This window comes from Mesorhizobium sp. LNHC232B00, from assembly GCF_000502435.1.
GTDB classification, from domain to species: Bacteria; Pseudomonadota; Alphaproteobacteria; order Rhizobiales; family Rhizobiaceae; genus Mesorhizobium; species Mesorhizobium opportunistum.
On record NZ_AYWP01000030.1, the window covers coordinates 61,422 to 76,752 of the forward strand.

15 protein-coding genes and 1 riboswitch are annotated in these 15,331 nt (G+C 62.3%); of the genes, 3 read left to right on the forward strand and 12 right to left on the reverse strand.

Annotated features, from left to right (window positions below; all coding sequences use genetic code 11):
* Positions 1 to 11: 11 nt before the first annotated feature.
* The 6 genes from X743_RS143350 to X743_RS143330 all read right to left on the reverse strand — a co-directional run bounded on the left by X743_RS143350 (position 12) and on the right by X743_RS143330 (position 5,149).
* A complete protein-coding gene (locus X743_RS143350) occupies positions 12 to 980 on the reverse strand; it encodes a PfkB family carbohydrate kinase (RefSeq protein ID WP_023768314.1) in 969 nt (322 codons plus the stop codon).
* Complete coding sequence (locus tag X743_RS143345) at positions 977 to 2,026, reverse strand: ADP-ribosylglycohydrolase family protein (RefSeq protein ID WP_023768315.1); 1,050 nt, start codon at positions 2,024 to 2,026, stop codon at positions 977 to 979. Before X743_RS143345 ends, X743_RS143350 begins: the two co-directional genes overlap by 4 nt.
* A 3-nt stretch (positions 2,027 to 2,029) precedes the next feature.
* Complete coding sequence (locus X743_RS143340; protein ID WP_023768316.1) at positions 2,030 to 2,755, reverse strand: GntR family transcriptional regulator; 726 nt, start codon at positions 2,753 to 2,755, stop codon at positions 2,030 to 2,032.
* A gap of 347 nt (positions 2,756 to 3,102) precedes the next feature.
* Positions 3,103 to 3,267, reverse strand: a complete 165-nt coding sequence (locus X743_RS1000000171260; protein ID WP_023768317.1) for a DUF3309 family protein — start codon at positions 3,265 to 3,267, stop codon at positions 3,103 to 3,105.
* A 231-nt stretch (positions 3,268 to 3,498) separates the two neighbouring features.
* Positions 3,499 to 4,017 (reverse strand): hypothetical protein, encoded by a 519-nt coding sequence (locus X743_RS143335; RefSeq protein WP_031258464.1) that lies wholly within the window; start codon positions 4,015 to 4,017, stop codon positions 3,499 to 3,501.
* 451 nt (positions 4,018 to 4,468) lie between these two features.
* On the reverse strand, positions 4,469 to 5,149 hold the full coding sequence (locus X743_RS143330) for an isoprenylcysteine carboxylmethyltransferase family protein (RefSeq protein ID WP_023768319.1): 681 nt from the start codon (positions 5,147 to 5,149) through the stop codon (positions 4,469 to 4,471).
* Between the two features lie 240 nt (positions 5,150 to 5,389).
* Here X743_RS143330 and X743_RS143325 point away from each other — a divergent pair, with 240 nt between their 5' ends.
* Complete coding sequence (locus X743_RS143325) at positions 5,390 to 9,508, forward strand: tetratricopeptide repeat protein (protein WP_023768320.1); 4,119 nt, start codon at positions 5,390 to 5,392, stop codon at positions 9,506 to 9,508.
* Positions 9,509 to 9,553: 45 nt separating this feature from the next.
* Positions 9,554 to 10,309, forward strand: coding sequence for a hypothetical protein (locus tag X743_RS143320; RefSeq protein ID WP_224685278.1), 756 nt, complete (start codon positions 9,554 to 9,556; stop codon positions 10,307 to 10,309).
* A 65-nt stretch (positions 10,310 to 10,374) separates the two neighbouring features.
* Here the strand turns inward: X743_RS143320 and X743_RS143315 are convergent, their stop codons facing one another.
* The 4 genes from X743_RS143315 to X743_RS143300 all read right to left on the reverse strand — a co-directional run bounded on the left by X743_RS143315 (position 10,375) and on the right by X743_RS143300 (position 13,618).
* Positions 10,375 to 11,391, reverse strand: coding sequence for an ABC transporter substrate-binding protein (locus tag X743_RS143315; protein ID WP_023768322.1), 1,017 nt, complete (start codon positions 11,389 to 11,391; stop codon positions 10,375 to 10,377).
* Positions 11,384 to 12,151: an ABC transporter ATP-binding protein gene (locus X743_RS143310; protein WP_031258466.1), complete on the reverse strand. Its 768-nt coding sequence runs from the start codon at positions 12,149 to 12,151 to the stop codon at positions 11,384 to 11,386. Before X743_RS143310 ends, X743_RS143315 begins: the two co-directional genes overlap by 8 nt.
* Positions 12,148 to 12,900: an ABC transporter permease gene (locus tag X743_RS143305; RefSeq protein ID WP_023768324.1), complete on the reverse strand. Its 753-nt coding sequence runs from the start codon at positions 12,898 to 12,900 to the stop codon at positions 12,148 to 12,150. The genes X743_RS143310 and X743_RS143305 overlap by 4 nt, the downstream gene beginning before the upstream one ends.
* Positions 12,901 to 13,009: 109 nt before the next feature.
* A complete protein-coding gene (locus tag X743_RS143300; RefSeq protein WP_023779786.1) occupies positions 13,010 to 13,618 on the reverse strand; it encodes a YkoF family thiamine/hydroxymethylpyrimidine-binding protein in 609 nt (202 codons plus the stop codon).
* A riboswitch (TPP riboswitch) is annotated at positions 13,609 to 13,722 on the reverse strand. It overlaps the preceding gene by 10 nt.
* Before the next feature lie 184 nt (positions 13,723 to 13,906).
* On the opposite strand from X743_RS143300, the gene X743_RS143295 reads away from it, so the two are divergent.
* Positions 13,907 to 14,221, forward strand: coding sequence for a hypothetical protein (locus X743_RS143295; RefSeq protein ID WP_023768326.1), 315 nt, complete (start codon positions 13,907 to 13,909; stop codon positions 14,219 to 14,221).
* 69 nt (positions 14,222 to 14,290) lie between these two features.
* Here the strand turns inward: X743_RS143295 and msrA are convergent, their stop codons facing one another.
* Positions 14,291 to 14,809, reverse strand: a complete 519-nt coding sequence (msrA, locus tag X743_RS143290) for a peptide-methionine (S)-S-oxide reductase MsrA (RefSeq protein ID WP_023768327.1) — start codon at positions 14,807 to 14,809, stop codon at positions 14,291 to 14,293.
* 190 nt (positions 14,810 to 14,999) lie between these two features.
* Positions 15,000 to 15,275, reverse strand: a complete 276-nt coding sequence (locus X743_RS143285) for a hypothetical protein (protein WP_023768329.1) — start codon at positions 15,273 to 15,275, stop codon at positions 15,000 to 15,002.
* Positions 15,276 to 15,331 lie beyond the last annotated feature (56 nt).

The window sequence follows — 15,331 nt, forward strand, 5'->3', positions numbered from 1 at the left end:
GGCGGGTTTGTTTAGGCCTCTTGCTTCCGGCCAGGCGCGGTCACCGAATAACCGTCACGGCTTAGGAATTCCTGGATCTCGTGATCGTTTGGCGCCGACGAGCCGCCATGGCGGGTAACCGAAATGGCGGCCGCCGCATTAGCGTAGCGCGCTGCCTCAAAGGGGTGCGCGCCGCGCGACAGCGCACTGACGAAAGCGCCGATATGGGTGTCGCCGGCGCCGTTGGTGTCGATGGCATCCACTTTGAAGCCGGCAACGGTCCGTGTCGTGCCGTCGGCCAGCCTGATATGGCAGCCCTTGGCCGCGGAACGAATGACGACGCCGGCGGCATGCCGGCAATGGTCGGCAAGAAGCCGCGCCGCGAGGGCTTCGACATCGCCCTGGCCGGCGATCTCGACGGCTTCCGTCACGTTGCAGCTCAGCCACGTGGCCCGGGCAAGCACCCGTGCCAGGATGGGCCTCGGAATGTCTGAAATGATCGGCGTCGGGTCAAAGACAAACGAGGTTTGCGCCGGCAACGCCTCGATCCAGTCGGCAAGCGCATCGCGGCTGCCCTTGTAGCTCAGCGTATAGCCTGACGTGAACACCCAATCCCCAGGCGCGACCGCCACGGGCGCCATCATGTCGAGGCTGAGCACGCTCTCGGCACCTGGCCATGACACGAACGTGCGTTCGGCGTCGCTCGAAATCATGGCGACGCAATTGCCGCTGTCCATGACCGGCGATGGCGGTGTCAGCGTCTCGATCCCCTCCGTGGCAAAGGCCGCGCGTAAAAAGTCGCCATTCGGTCCGCTGCCGAGCTGCCCGCCGAACACCACCTTCATGCCTGTGCGGCTGGCCGCGACCATCATGTTGAAACCGCCGCCGGCGACCTGCGCATAGCTCGACGCCGTCTTCTCGGAGCCTGGCGCCGGCAAGGCATCGATGCGGTAGACATGATCGACCACCGCGCTGCCGATATGGACCAGACGCCCGCTCATGCCGCGGTGTCCTTGCCGGAGCCGGTTTTCTGCGCACCGCTCCTTGCCACCCTTGCCGCGACGAGATCGGCTGCCAGTGCGCGAACGTCCGCCATGTCGAAGCCCTTGAGATCAGCGACACGCTGCCGTGGCAATCGCGAGAAGCCGGCACAGGCACCCGCCATGCCTGCCGCGATGGCGCCGATCGTGTCGGTATCGCCGCCGAGATTGGCACTGATGACCGCCGCCTGCCAGGGATCACCGCCCGCGACTTCCAGAACAGCGAAGGCTGCCGGAACCGATTCCTGGCTGGCGACGCCGGTGCCGACCAGATCGATGATCAGCCGGATCGCATCTCTTTTCGCCTTGCCGCGCACGATATCCTGCCCCCAGACGATGCGAGCGGCGATGTCGCCACCGGTCACCCAATGGCCGAGCGTCGCCCCTCGCCTCGCCGCCGCGACGGCGCTGTCTGATGCGGCGCGCCAGTCGCCACCGGCGATGCCACGGCTGACGGCCGCCGCAACGGCAGCGGCCGAGGCAATGGCGATGGACGTGTTATGCGTTGCGCGGCAGGTTTCGGCCACCTTGGCGACGAACGCGTCCAGCGGCTCCAGCGGCATCATGATGCCGACCGGGGCGATGCGCATGGCCGCGCCATTGGTGTCGCCGCTGCGCCCGGCCTCCTCCGCCGGCACGCCATTGTTGATGGCGTCGATGGCGCGCTTGGTCGACGGGCCCAAGAGATCGTAGCTGCCGCGCGCCTTGACGTCGCGCTCCCAGTCGAGCAGCGCGTTGACCCAACGCGCGTGGTCGAAGCGCTCGCCCGATTCGACGAGGATGCGGCCGAGCAGCAGCGCCTGTTCGGTATCGTCGGTGATGGTTCCGGCCAGAAGTCCCTTCGACACCGGATGGTCGGCGAAAGGCGCGATGAAATCCTCGACGTGGCCGTGGAGTTCGGCAATCCGGGCCGGCGACAGAAGCTGCGTCGGCATGCCGAGCGCGTCGCCCAGCGCTCCGCCGACAAGCGCGCCCATCGCCCGATCGAGTGTCGTGCTATCCTGCATCGCTCAGAACCTCATATGCAGCGCGAAATGCGCCGGGTTGAGCAGGCTGGTGACATATTCGATCGGCCGGTCATCGGCCGCGCGGGTCAATCGGCGGCCGCGCAGGAAGGGCGTGCCTTGCGGGCAGCCGAGGATGGCGGCGTCGTCGGCATTGAGCATCTCGATGCCCACCCATTCTTCGCCATGGTCGGGAATGAGGCCGGCGGCGCGCAGCGTCTGGTGCAGTGAGCCTTCGCGCAGGCCGCGAAGCGGCACGTCTTCCAGCTCGGGCGATAACGGCAGGCGACTGCGCTCGATTGAGATTGCATGGCCGTCGCTGGCATTGGTGCGCACCCGGTCCACGGCAATGAAGAACGGGCTTTCGATCTCCAGCATGGCAGCCAGATCGGCGTCCTCGATAACCTCCAGCCGCAGCGTCCGCGTCTCGGCATTGGCGCCGGCATTGGCCAGCGCCCGCGACCAGCCGATGGCATCGTCGACCGGCTTGCCATCGAAAGTGACGAAGGAGCCGACGCCGACCTTTGTGGTGATCAGCCCGCGGCTGGACAGCTCCTCGAGCCCCTTGCGGACCGTGTTGCGGCTGACGGAGAAGCGCTGGACGAGCTCGTTCTCGCTTTGCAGCCGGTCGCCGAAGCCGAGCACGCCGGAGCGGATTTCATGTTCGAGAACGGTGGCGATCTGCTCGGGCTTGCCCGTGCCGGGAGACAATTGAACCGCGCGCCGCTTCATATGCGTACCTGTCCAGTAAACCTGTGTAGTCCTGTTCAATAACTTGACACGCCAGTTCTGTCAACGATCGACAGGTGAGCGATGGATGGATGGCCCTCATCTCAACCGGACAACCTTGAATCAATTGGCACGATAAAAGAAAGCCCGCTCCGGGATACCGGGGCGGGCCTTGGAGGAGGATGTGGGGTGGGACCCCTTCCTCTTGTTTCCACGGGGGGTGTGGACCGCAATCAAGCTACAAGAATCCGGCGAACCGCGGGATCACAAGCTGGCCTGCTTCCATCACATTCCGGTGCACGCCAGCACGGGCTTGCTCACGAGATTGCGAACCCTGCGGCCGAGAACGGCTAAATGCGCCCGAGCACGACAAGGATGATCACGATGAGCAACACAAGTCCGAGACCACCACCACCGTAATAACCGGTTCCGTAGAATGGGCCACCGCCCAGACCGCTGAAGCCGCCGAGCAACGCGAGAATTAGAATAATGATAAGTATCGTTCCGAGACCCATGGCCTTCCCTGCTCCTGATTGCGCTTTCTGCGTCGGTTCAACATCGCGCCATTCGGATGCTGCAAGGTATGAACGTTTTAGCGGCTCTGGCGTTCCGCCGGAGCCTTCGCGGCCGCGGCGCACTCAGCCCATTAGACAGAAAGCCCGTCTCAGAGGCCGGCGTTCCCGACCGGCCGAGCAAGGAGGGTGCGGTCGGCTGGCTCCGCATTTCCGATCCCGGCGCTCTTGGTCTTAGCGGCGCGCGATCAGCAGGCAGAGTTGACGCAGGTCACGATCGTAAGTGCCTTCGCTGCCGAGCACGTCGACGCACCGCTTCTTCATTCGCATTACCTGGGTGTCGGGCATCTGGGCCACGACGCCCGGCAGGCTCGTACGACTGAGGTTCGAAGGGTTGCTTGGGTTGGACGGATTTGACGGATTGGTGCCGACGCCGATACCCGCCCCCACGTTGGCGCCGATGCCGCTTGTGCCGTCAACATTGGCGCCAAGCCCGGCGGCGACGCCGTTGCTGCCGCCGATGGACGCGCCGAGCCCGGCGCTGACGCCGCTCGATCCGCCGACGGATGCACCAAGTCCGGCGTTGACGCCGCTGGAGCCACCGACAGAAGCACCGACGCCGGCGTTGACACCGCCGTTACCCCCGACCGACGCGCCAACGCCGAGCCCTGCCGCATTTGCCGGCAGGGAAAGAACCAAGACCATTGCACTACCCGCCAACACACTGGCGACTGTCTTGATGGTGGAAGCCATAACATTCTCCTGTTGTCGTTGCGCTAAGGCAGTCGGCTCACGGCCGATTGCAAAATCAACTACGTCGGGAGTGATTTTTCAGTTTCAAAATCGCTTTATAAATATATACGGTGGTTTTTATAGAAGAAACGAAATATATTTAATAGTATTAAAATTATAACATAAGTTTATAAAAAGAGCAGATAACATTGCGTTATATGTACCGATATTTTCCGGTCATACAGCATTAAGTCGATTTTATTAAGCTGAGATTATACTGAGGTCAACCGATACACGGCACGGGACATCGCTTCAACAGTCGCTCTGGCCGACATCGTCGTTCGAGAACCGAAACATGGTGAGCGCTATGTCCTTAGCGTGGAAAACGCGTTCCCATGGCGGGCAGGGTAAAAGATTCCAAGCGATCTCAACCAGTCCGAACCAGTTGGCCTTCCGCTTGGGGCGGGAACTGTCAGGCGATGCCGTAGAACAGCCTGTAGCGCACGCGGCTCATGTAGTCGCGGTATTCCGGCAACGCCGCCAGCAGGGCCTCTTCACGCAGGATTCGATAAAGCTGAAGGTAGGTTATCACGGCGTAGACGGCGAGATTGTAGAAGGAAAAGGCCGACAGCAGGAACAGGATATGGCCGGCAAGGTAGCCGGCATAGATTGGATGCCGCACCAGGCGGTAGGCACCGCCGGTCATCACGCCGCGATTGCCGGGCAGCAAGGCAAACGAACGCCCCAGCGATGCTTTCCCCCAGATGACAAACGACACCGCCAGTATCTGCAGCGGGGCTGCGACATACACCGGAATGATGGCCGCTCCCGGTTCCAGCGTGATGAAGCCGGCGCCAAAACTGGCAATCATGGTGACAATCACGGTGAGAGGGTTCCAGTCGCGTGTCACCGGGCGCCGCGACAGCATCAGCCATGTGAAGGTGAGCACCTCGGAGATTGCCAGCAACGCAATGTTGAGTCGGGTCGGATCCTCGATGAGATGGGATACGCCGCGGTAGACGAATATGCCAGCAAAGGCCAACGCACACACACGAAAGAAGCCTTCGCGCAGGTCGATCAGGTTTTCGCTCTTTCGTGCCGCGGACAGAATCCCGCTCTCATTGGCGCTCGAAAGGGTTTCACTTTTAGACATGAGCAAGCCAAGCACCCCAATGATCCCTCCGGGTGACCTTTGCACGCAACCATTGCCGGGCCGTTAACCGAAAAGCTCAGATCGGCACTAAATAGGGCTTCCGAAAGGCATGCGAGCCCCTAGGAAGTGCCTATCGTCTCAGCCGTATGCAATTTATGCTTGCATTTTTGGAACAAATAAAGAACAATGAGTCGATTGTCATTGAAACGATCAAAGGTTTTCGGGGGGAGGACCGGTGAAATGGTGAGCTGGAAGGCTGCGGGGCTGGTCGCCGCCGCGATCGGATCGCGCTTGCTGGCGAGAGGTTTGCGCCGAGGGTGGCCGGCAGGCCTTGCCGCTTTTCTCGCACTGAACACGGCCGCGCTCGCCGCCGGCAAGGACTACGCCGTCTGCTTCAGCGAAGGCAAGGTCGATGCCGACCAACTCATTGCCGCCTGCACGCCGATTGCCGAGGACAAGACGGAGCCGTCGCGGAACCGCGTTATCGCCTATTTCAACCGCGGGTCTGCCTGGTACAACAAGGGGGAAAACGACCGCGCCATTGCTGACTTCAACGTCACCATCAGTCTCGAGCCGGACTCCAGCGATGCCTACTACAGCCGTGGCCTGGCCTTCTTCCGCAAAGGCAAAACCGACGCGGCCATTATCGATTTCGAACAGGCGATCGCGGCCGATCCGAACTATGGCAAAGCGCATAACAATCTTGGCGTGGTCTGGCAGCAAAAGGGCGACCATGACCGGGCGATCACCGAATATGGCGAGGCGATCCGGAGCGATCCGCGGGATGTCCAGGCGTATGTCAACCGCGGCATAGCCCGCGCTTCCAGGGGCGACTACGACCTTGCCATCGCCGATTTCGACGCGGCCACGGGCTTCGATCCCGAGAGCGTGGACGCCTATACCAATCGCAGTGCCGCCTGGATCGCCAAGGGCGACTGGGCTCGCGCCTTCGCAGACGCCGATCGGGCGGTTGGGCTCGATTCCACCAGCATCGACGGCCACTACAACAGAGCCGTCGCCTTGACCAACAGCGGCGACGACGACCGCGCCATCGCTGATTTCGACAAGGTGATCGCCCTCAAACCGACGGACGCCGACGCCTACTTCGGCCGTTCGCTCACGCGGGCACGTAGCGGCGACACGGTCGGTGCAGTCGCCGATTGCCGAAAGGCCATCGAACTCGATCCGAAGAAGGCAGGTCTTTGTGACACAGGACCGGTCGGCACGAAGGCGCCGGCTGTGTCACAATCGCCCGACCCTGGCGCATCCCCCCTGTACGAACCGCTACAACTATATCCCAAAGAGGATCACTCCGAACTCGTTGCCTGGAACCTCGAACGGGGGCTGGAGCAGCAGGTGCAAGGCGACGTCGCAGGCGCGATAGAGTCATTCAGCTTCGCGATCCAGCTGGATCCTTACAACGCCGAAGCTTTTTACGACCGGGCGTTCGCCGAAGCGTCGCAAGGAAACCACGCGATTGCCGCCAGCGACTGTCGGCGCGCCATCGAACTCGAGCCGAAGCGCGCAGGCTCTTGCAGCCAACGCGCACCTGGCGAAACAGCTCCGCTGCCTGTCACGGAGACAAGAAACCCGGCAGCCGCAAAAGCCTTGCTTGAACGCGCCGAAACGCGGCTTGCAAAGTATAGTGTCGAAGGCGCACTTCTCGATTTCGACAAGGCGATCAGCCTCGATCCGGAGAGCGCTGAAACTTATTTCAGCCGGGCCGCCGCCAGGACACTGAAGGGCGATACGGCCGGTGCGGCGGAGGATTGCCGTCGCGCCGCCGAACTCGATCCAAAATGGGCGGCAGGCTGCAGTGAACGGGTTGCGGGCAACGAGAGGAAGTCGGCTCCACCGCCGGATGCACGACAGCCGAAGCCGCGAGCCGTCGTTCCGAATATTACGGCCACACAAGACACGCTGGCCGCGAGGGCCATGGAGGCGACCGATCCGCAAACCCTGGAAGCGGTCCTTGGCGGCGATGCCTTCCTGGACATGGGCAAGTACGATCAGGCGATCGGCGCCTACAACCAGGTGATCTCGCTCGATCCGAACGACCGGTTTGCCTATTTCGGTCGCGGCAAGGCCTGGGCTGCCAAACGCGCCTACAAGCAGGCGATCGCAGACTACGACAAGGTCATCGAACTCGCCCCCAATTTTGCCGCGGCGCATCTTCGCCGGGGTCTCGCCAAGGTTACGTCAAGCGATGCCGAGGGCGCGCTTGCCGATTGCAGCCGGGCTGCAACACTCGATGCAAAGGCGCGCGACGCATACTTCTGCAAGGGCATGGCATGGCAAGCGAAGGGCGACGCTGCCGGCGCGGTCGCCGCTTATTCGGCGGCGCTCGAGATCGATCCGAAGGATGACGCGAGCTATTACGGGCGCGGCATGGCGAGGGCCGGCAGGAAAGACTATGACGGCGCCATTGCCGATTTCGACAAGGCGATCGAGCTTGATCCAGGCAATGCGGACTATCTCGCCAGCCGCAGGGCAGCGGTGGCGACGAAAGCCGAGCTGCAACCCGGCGCCGAACCTGCGGTCCCGCAGGACCTCGACAATGATAGCCAGCCCGAGGCCAAGCTTTCGACCGCTGAGATGGCGAAGCTCATTCAGGCGACCGACCCGCGCGTTCTGGCCGCGGTACGGCACGGCGACAGCCTGTCGGATGCCGGCAAGTATGACCAGGCAATCAGCGCGTATGGCAAGGCGATCGCGCTCGACCCCGACAGCCCCCTCGCCTATTTCGGCCGCGGCAACGCCTGGAACGACAAGCGCGCCTATGATCGGGCGATTGACGACTATGACCGCGTGATCGAGCTCCTGCCAAATATGGTCTCTGCTTATGTTCGCCGAGGCATGGCCAAGGCCACCACCGAGGATGCCGAAGGTGCCCTCGCCGATTGCGGTCGGGCCGCCGCGTTCGATCCGAAGCTGGTGGATGCCTATTTCTGCATGGGCATGGCATGGCACGTGAAGGGCGATGCCCAGCGAGCGATCACAGCCTATTCGGCGGCGATCGAGATCGATGCCAAGGATGCCCCCAGCTACTACGGGCGCGGCATAGAACGGGCCGATAGCAAGGATTACAGCGGCGCGATTGCCGACTTCGACCAGGCGATAAGACTCTATCCGGGCAATCCGGACTACGCGGTCGTCCGCAAGGCGGCCGTGGCCGCCTTGAAGAAAGGCGGCGCCGCGCCGCTCACCGTCGGTTCCGATCCCAGGAACCTCCAAGCCTTCATGGATCGTGGCGATGCGTTCTACGATAAGGGCAAATTCGATCGCGCCATCGCCGAATATAGCAAGGCGATTGCGCTCGACCCAAGGAAAGCCTCGGCCTATGTCGGCCGCGGTACGTCGCTTGTCGCGAAAGGCAAATATGACGCAGCCATCACGGACTACGGCAAGGTTATTGAACTCTATCCCGCTTATGTCGACGCTTACATCGGTCGCGCCGTCGCCTGGAGCAAAAAGAACCAACTGGATCGTGCCGTCGCGGACTACAGCCGCGTGATCGAACTCGACCCGCAATATGCTCCGGTTTATTTCGGGCGCGGCAGCATCTGGTTCACCAAGGGCGAGTACGACCAGGCCATTGCCGACTACGACCAGGCGCTGAAGCTCGATCCAAAGCTGGCCCTCGCCCGCAAGGGCCGCCAGATCGCCATGGCGGCGAAAGCGAACGCCTCAAAAATGCCAGGCAAAGCCGTTGGCGAGGCGCCGACCAAGCCAAGCAGCGCTTCGCCAGCCGCGCAGGCGTTCAGCAAGGGCTGGACGCTGCATGAGAAGAACGACTATGACGGCGCCATAGCCCTGTACGGCAAGGCGATTGCATTCTTTCCGGCGTTCCACGACGCCTATCTGGCGCGAGCAATGGCCTGGGAGGCCAAGCGGGACTACGCTCATGCCGTCGCTGACTACAGCCAGGCGATCGCGTTCAATCCGAATCGTGCCGAGACCTACTACGACCGCGGCCAGAATCTCGGTTTCCAGGGAGATTACGACGGTGCGCTTGCGGACTACGACAAGGCCATCAGTCTCAATACCAGGGACGCAAAGGTCTATGCCGATCGGGGCCTCATATGGATGGGCAGACATGAGGACGCCGCAGCGCTGCGCGATTTCGAAAAGGCGCTCGGCCTCGACCGCAAGAACCCCTTCGCCTATTTGGGCCGGGGCGTGATCCGGATCAGCAAGGCGGATTATGACGGGGCCATCGCCGATTTGAGCCAGACGATAAAGCTCAAACCAGATTTCGCCACCGCCTACAAAGTGCGCAGCAAGGCGTGGGACGCCAAGGGCAACCACAAGCGTGCCGAGGCCGACCGCAATAAAGCGTTGAGCCTCGGCGCGAAATAGACAGTTTAGGGAGGGTCGGCGATGGCGCGTTGGAGAGGCTTGGGCGTGACGGCGGTCGCCGCTTTGTCTTTCGTTGCGGTAAAGATATTGCCTTGGGCGCTCGGTTTTTCCGGCGGCAAATATCTCTACCAGACAGTGGCGGGCTCGCCCGATCCGCAGACCCTGACCACAGCTCAGGTGAGCGAACAGATTCAGAGCCAGGGAAGCCAGATATTCATGGCGATCCAGCAGGAGTTTCCAGACGACTATGACGCCGTCGTGGAAAAGATCACTGCCGTGGCCAGACTTGGAAACGTGGAGCAAGTGCGAAACACGAGCAGGATGGCGGTCGCCAGCCTCAGGCAAAAATATGCATCCCTGCTGTCTTCGTCCCCAGACGGCAATGCCGCCGAGGCGCTGCGTGCACAATTGGCCATGCTCAACCATGTCATGGCGCGGGAAACCGCAATCACTTGCAACAACTACCTTCGCAACGGGCCGGACGCGCTCAGCATGCCGGATCAGGACTTCCTGACCGACATGGACAAGATCGGAGCCACCCTGTTCCACGCCTTCGGCGCGGCGAAGAAGAGCGGTCTGGCTGCCGCTTCAGCCAGCGATGAGGACTGGTCACTGCTGGCCGACGCTTTCATCAACGCTGGCGGCACTCCCACCGAGATGAATGCCATAGCCAATGTCAGCCCGGAATTCGAAGGTCTCTGCCCGGCAGTCGCGAAACTATATACATCCGCTCTTTCGCTGCAGGGCGAGCCCGGGCGGCACGTCAAAACAACTTTGCTCTATGAGATCGCCCGGAATTAGCCAAGGTCTGCGCATCCGCGCGATTGATGAGGACCCATCAGTTCCGAGAGCCGGATTGGCCTCCCCTAGCCCAGAGTTGAATTGCTGAAATACTTCGTGAAATCAGGGCGTTGCGTCAGAACCTTGCCATCGGCGTCGCGCAGAATGCCCGCAGTGAAAAGATAGTCGCCGATCGCATCCATCTTGGCCGGATCCATCGTGCCGATGGCGCCGTTTTCCGCGCGCAGATAGTGCCCGTCGATCAGCACCTTCAGCGAGGCCTCGATCAGCGCCGGATTGATCAGCGCATCCTTGTTGGCGGCGATGAGCAGCGCGGCCGCTTCATCGGGATGCTCGACGGCGAACCGGTAGCCACGCTGCGTCGCCTCGATGAAGGCCTCCGCAAGCTTAGGGTTCGCCGACAGATACGCCTCGCTCGACGAGATCAGCGTCGTGTGCTCGTCGGGCACGCCATAGTCGGCATAGACGAAGCTGCGCTGATGGACGCCTTTGAGTTCGGCCTCGACGCCCTCCCAGGTCAAAACCTCCAGCGTGAAGTCGACGGTGCCGTTGGCAAGGGCTTCGTAGGCGGAGGTGCCGAGCGTCACCGTTTCGAAATTGCCCTTGCCGCCATCGTGGCGGATGATGGTCGAGATCAGCGCGTTTTCCCAGGCGCTGCCGAAACCGCCATAGGTCAGGCCATCAAGGTCCTTCGGGCTCTTGATGTCGCTGCGCGCGGCATTGAACACCAGCCGGCCGGTTTCGGATTGCACCACGGCGTAGACGGCTTTCAAGTCAGCTCCGGCGGTCTTCTGGGTGAACAGGCTGATGGTGCCGTTGATGCCGAAATCGGCGACACGGTTGGCGACCAGCGTGCCGGCGCCGGTATCGCTGTAGGGCAGAATGTCGACCTCGAGGCCAGCGCCCGAATAAAACCCTTTGTCGCGGGCGACGAACAGCCCGATGTGGTTGGTGTTGACCGTCCAGTCCAAAGCGACGGTGATTTTCTGCATCGCCGCGAAAGAGCGGCCCGGTCCGGCGATTAGCGGAAGGCCGCTGGCGAGGGTAAGCAGCAAGGCCTGCCGGCGCGTCAGATCAGTCATGTTGATGTCCTTTGGAGGGTTGAGGGTTAAGCAAAATGTCGAGGATCTCGGCCTCGAGTGCGATGGCCTGGCGCGCGGCGGCACCGGTCGGGTCGCGCGGACGCGGCAACGGCACCCTGATCTCGCGCAGCACACGGGCCGGGCGCGCCGACAGCACATAGATGCGGTCGGACAGGTATACGGCTTCGCGCACATCGTGGGTGATGAGCAGTGCCGTCCAGCGATGGTGCCGCCACATCTGCTCGAGCCAGCGCTGCATGGCGGCGCGGGTCAGTGCGTCGAGCGCGCCGAAAGGCTCGTCGAGCAAAAGCATGTCGCGCTCCTGCACAACGGTGCGCAACAGCGCCGCGCGCTGGCGCATGCCGCCCGAAAGCTGCGCCGGAAAATGCCGCTCGAAGCCGGCAAGTCCGAATTCGGCGAACAGCGGCGCGACCCGCGCCCGTGCTGCCTTGCGCTTGATGCCTTGCACTTCGAGCCCGAGTGTCGCGTTGTCGAGGATGCGCCGCCACGGCATCAACGCATCGCGCTGTGGCATGAAGGCAAAATGCCGGCCATGATCGTCGAGCGGCGCGCCGTCGAACAACATCTCGCCTTCGCCATGTTCGGCGCCGGTCAGAAGCTGGAACAGCGTCGACTTGCCGGCGCCCGAAGGCCCGAGGATCGAGACGAATTCGCCGGCACCGACGTTGAGCGAAATGTCGGCAAGCACGTCGAGCCCGCCAAACGCCTTGCGCACATGTCGCAAATTAAGCCGGCTCATCTTCGCGCCGCCTTTGCCGCGGCTTGCTTGCCCGCGGCCCGTTCCCAGGGCATGGCAAAGCGCTGCAGCAGCACCGTCAATCCGAACAGGATGAGAGTAAGCGCGGCGCTGACGCCGACGGCGGCCAGCACCAGGTCGGGGCGAAAATTGTTCTTGGCGTTGAGCATGTAGATGCCCAGCCCTTTGGCGGCACCCGCATATTCGGCGAAAATGGCGCCTACGACGGCATAGGTGATGGAGATCCGCAGGCCAGCGAAGAAATATGGCAGCGCCGAAGGCAGCCGCGCCAGCACGAAGACGCGCCAGCGCCCTGCCCCCATGGCGCGTAGCATCTGGCCGATCTCGGGCTCGGTTGCCTCGTAGCCCTCGACCAGCGCCACCAGCATCGGGAAGAAGGTAACCAGCGCCACCAGCATGATCTTGGGCGCCAGCCCGAAGCCGAACCACAGCACCACCAGCGGCGCGATCGCAACCAGCGGCAAGGTCTGGCTGACGATGAAGACGGGAAAAAGCGCGCGCCGCAGCGGCTGGAAGAAGTCGACCAGCATCGACAGCGCGAAAGCGGCGCTGAGTGAAAAGACGAAACCGATGAGCGTGGCGCGGATAGTGGGAACTGCGTTGTCGACCAGCGCGTCACGATTGAGCATCGCCTGCTCAAAGACACGTGAGGGCGCCGGCAGCGTCGTCGGCTTAATGCCGGAATAGGTAGCGTAGAGTTCCCAGGCCACGAGCAGCAGCCCGACCGACATTATGGCCGGCACTGCCTTGGCGAGGATGCCCGCGAGGTGACGCGGCCGGTTGAATGACGATGAGACCACGAGAGGACAACCTTGACGGTCGCGCATCGGCGCGAGCGGTTCAGACAGCGGTGGGGCTGTTGGCGGAAACCGTGACGTCGAGGGTTACATGGCCGGCACCCGGCCCGAAGCGGCAGAAAGCTTCGTTGAGCGCCGAAAAGATCGCGCCCGTATCGCCGCGCAGTTTGGTGCAGAAATTCTTGGAGCGATCGTAGACGCCGGACTGTTTCAAGAAATCGATGCAACCATAGATCTCGTCCATGTGGTCGCCGGTACCCATCACATAAAGCGAGAATTGCGCCGCCGCCGGCTGGCCGGTGGCGACCGCGCCATGCACGGCTGCGATGGCGGCTTCCTTGCGCGGGCCGAGCGGCCCGACAGGCCCGCCGAAGGCCTCGGAGCGGCAGATCGGATCGTCCGGCTCGCCTGGGCAGCCACGCGAAATGGCGGCTGACAAAACGCAATGCTTGCCGCTGCGCGCGGCCTCCACGAACAGGTCGCGCAGAGCCGGGAACAGCACTTCGGGCGGCCCGACCAGCAAGGTCGAGATGTCGTCGGTCTCGATCCTGAGCCGGTCACGATAGGGATCGAGCGCACCGAGCGCGCCCAAAATGACGCCGACGAAATCGTCGGCCATGGGATATAGGGAAATCTGTGCGCCTGAAAACATAGCCCGCCTCGCTCCGCTGGTATTACCCAGATCAGCTTCTAGGGTCTGTGGGCTTGCCGCCCCCGTCTCAGCCCCGACCGTACGGAGCACCCCTGTGGATGGGCGCGTTAAAGCACCATTCGACCGATTGGGGAAGCCGTTTTTTTCAGCGAACTGCGCCAAAAGCATTGCGCCAGAGCGGGAGCGGTTGGCTCCGCCGGCGCGAGAATTTATCGGGAACCTTCACCAGACCGAGCGGTTGTCCTACCAGTCGCTACGCGACGAGTTCACAGAAAATGGAGACAAACCATGTTCATGAGAATCCTCGCAGCTTCGACGCTCACCATCGGCTTGGCGACATCGGCCATGGCGCAGAGCAATGGCACAAGCGGCACCGACGGAGCCGGTAGCGGCAGGTCGGTCACGGTCGATCCTAATACGCCAGCTTCGCCGAACACGGTCGACCCGTCGGTGACCAACAGCACGACTGGCACGCTGGATGATATGAATTCCAACGCGGATCGGAATTGCCCTGCCCATCCACAGGGCGCGCAGTCCGATGCCAATGGCACGTCGCCGGGCACCACAGCGCCGACGGTTAACGACAACCATTGCGGCAAGTAGGATTTGCAATGAGAAGAAGCCGCGGAGCGCTCGCTCCGCGGCTTCTGAAATCCTGTCGTATGGCTGAATCTATGGCACCGCTTTTTCTCGAACCGGCAGCTTCCAGCCTGGCCTGACGAAATGGCAGGTGTAGCCGTTGGGATATTTCTCCAGATAATCCTGATGCTCCGGCTCGGCCTCCCAGAAGGCACCAGCCGGCGCGACTTCGGTGACGACCTTGCCGGGCCACAGCCCAGAGGCATCCACGTCGGCGATGGTGTCTTGTGCGACGTTCTTTTGCTCGTCGCTGGTATAGTAGATCGCCGAACGGTAACTCATCCCGACATCGTTGCCCTGTCGGTTGCGTGTCGTCGGATCGTGGATCTGGAAAAAACGCTCCAGCAGCGTCCGATAGCTAATCACGGCCGGATCGAAATTGATCTCGATCGCCTCGGCGTGCGTGCCATGATTGCGATAGGTGGCGTTTGGCACATCGCCGCCCGAGTAGCCGACACGAGTCGAGATGACGCCGGGATAGCGCCGTATCAGATCCTGCATGCCCCAGAAACAGCCGCCGGCAAGCACTGCGCGTTCGGTCGAAGTCGCCATGTCACCTCTCCTCAAAAAGCAATTCACGGAAAAACGGACCGCGGTTCCGTCTTGAATTGCACGACAACAAATTGGATTTCCCATAAATGGGCATTGTCGGCGACTTCGTCCAGTCGCCCGAACGCGGCGCCGGCAGTGCGTGCGGCCATGCACCGAAGAAATAGCACGACGCGGAACGGGATCGTGGACTTCAGCTGTGCGGTTGTCCAGTCGGGCCGTCGACAGCAACCGGCAGGCGCGCGCCGGGCGGGATGGCGGCAAAACTGATCGCCACCGGCGGCGCCTCTTGCGACCAGTTGAAAAGGACGGTCTTGACCTGAATGTTGTCCAGCCATGCGTGCAGCTGCGGTGGCACGCGACTGCCCGGCCAAACCATCAGCATGCCGTGGTCGTGCAACCGCTTCGGTGTGATCCAGGGTGCGAACCGCATATCGAGGTCGGTGAAAATCGGGTCCGTTCCGGACACATAGGTTACGGTTTATACCGGAGACATGGGTAACACTTTTGGCCCGAAAGGGTTTT

Excerpts from the sequence above, each read along its gene's own strand:
- X743_RS143350 (WP_023768314.1), bottom strand. The coding sequence starts at position 980 with ATGAGCGGGCGTCTGGTCCATATCGGCAGCGCGGTGGTCGATCATGTC.
- X743_RS143345 (WP_023768315.1), bottom strand. The coding sequence starts at position 2,026 with ATGCAGGATAGCACGACACTCGATCGGGCGATGGGCGCGCTTGTCGGC.
- X743_RS143340 (WP_023768316.1), bottom strand. The coding sequence starts at position 2,755 with ATGAAGCGGCGCGCGGTTCAATTGTCTCCCGGCACGGGCAAGCCCGAG.
- X743_RS1000000171260 (WP_023768317.1), bottom strand. The coding sequence starts at position 3,267 with ATGGGTCTCGGAACGATACTTATCATTATTCTAATTCTCGCGTTGCTC.
- X743_RS143335 (WP_031258464.1), bottom strand. The coding sequence starts at position 4,017 with ATGGCTTCCACCATCAAGACAGTCGCCAGTGTGTTGGCGGGTAGTGCA.
- X743_RS143330 (WP_023768319.1), bottom strand. The coding sequence starts at position 5,149 with ATGTCTAAAAGTGAAACCCTTTCGAGCGCCAATGAGAGCGGGATTCTG.
- X743_RS143325 (WP_023768320.1), top strand. The coding sequence starts at position 5,390 with ATGGTGAGCTGGAAGGCTGCGGGGCTGGTCGCCGCCGCGATCGGATCG.
- X743_RS143315 (WP_023768322.1), bottom strand. The coding sequence starts at position 11,391 with ATGACTGATCTGACGCGCCGGCAGGCCTTGCTGCTTACCCTCGCCAGC.
- X743_RS143310 (WP_031258466.1), bottom strand. The coding sequence starts at position 12,151 with ATGAGCCGGCTTAATTTGCGACATGTGCGCAAGGCGTTTGGCGGGCTC.
- X743_RS143305 (WP_023768324.1), bottom strand. The coding sequence starts at position 12,900 with ATGTCGGTCGGGCTGCTGCTCGTGGCCTGGGAACTCTACGCTACCTAT.
- X743_RS143300 (WP_023779786.1), bottom strand. The coding sequence starts at position 13,618 with ATGTTTTCAGGCGCACAGATTTCCCTATATCCCATGGCCGACGATTTC.
- X743_RS143295 (WP_023768326.1), top strand. The coding sequence starts at position 13,907 with ATGTTCATGAGAATCCTCGCAGCTTCGACGCTCACCATCGGCTTGGCG.
- msrA (WP_023768327.1), bottom strand. The coding sequence starts at position 14,809 with ATGGCGACTTCGACCGAACGCGCAGTGCTTGCCGGCGGCTGTTTCTGG.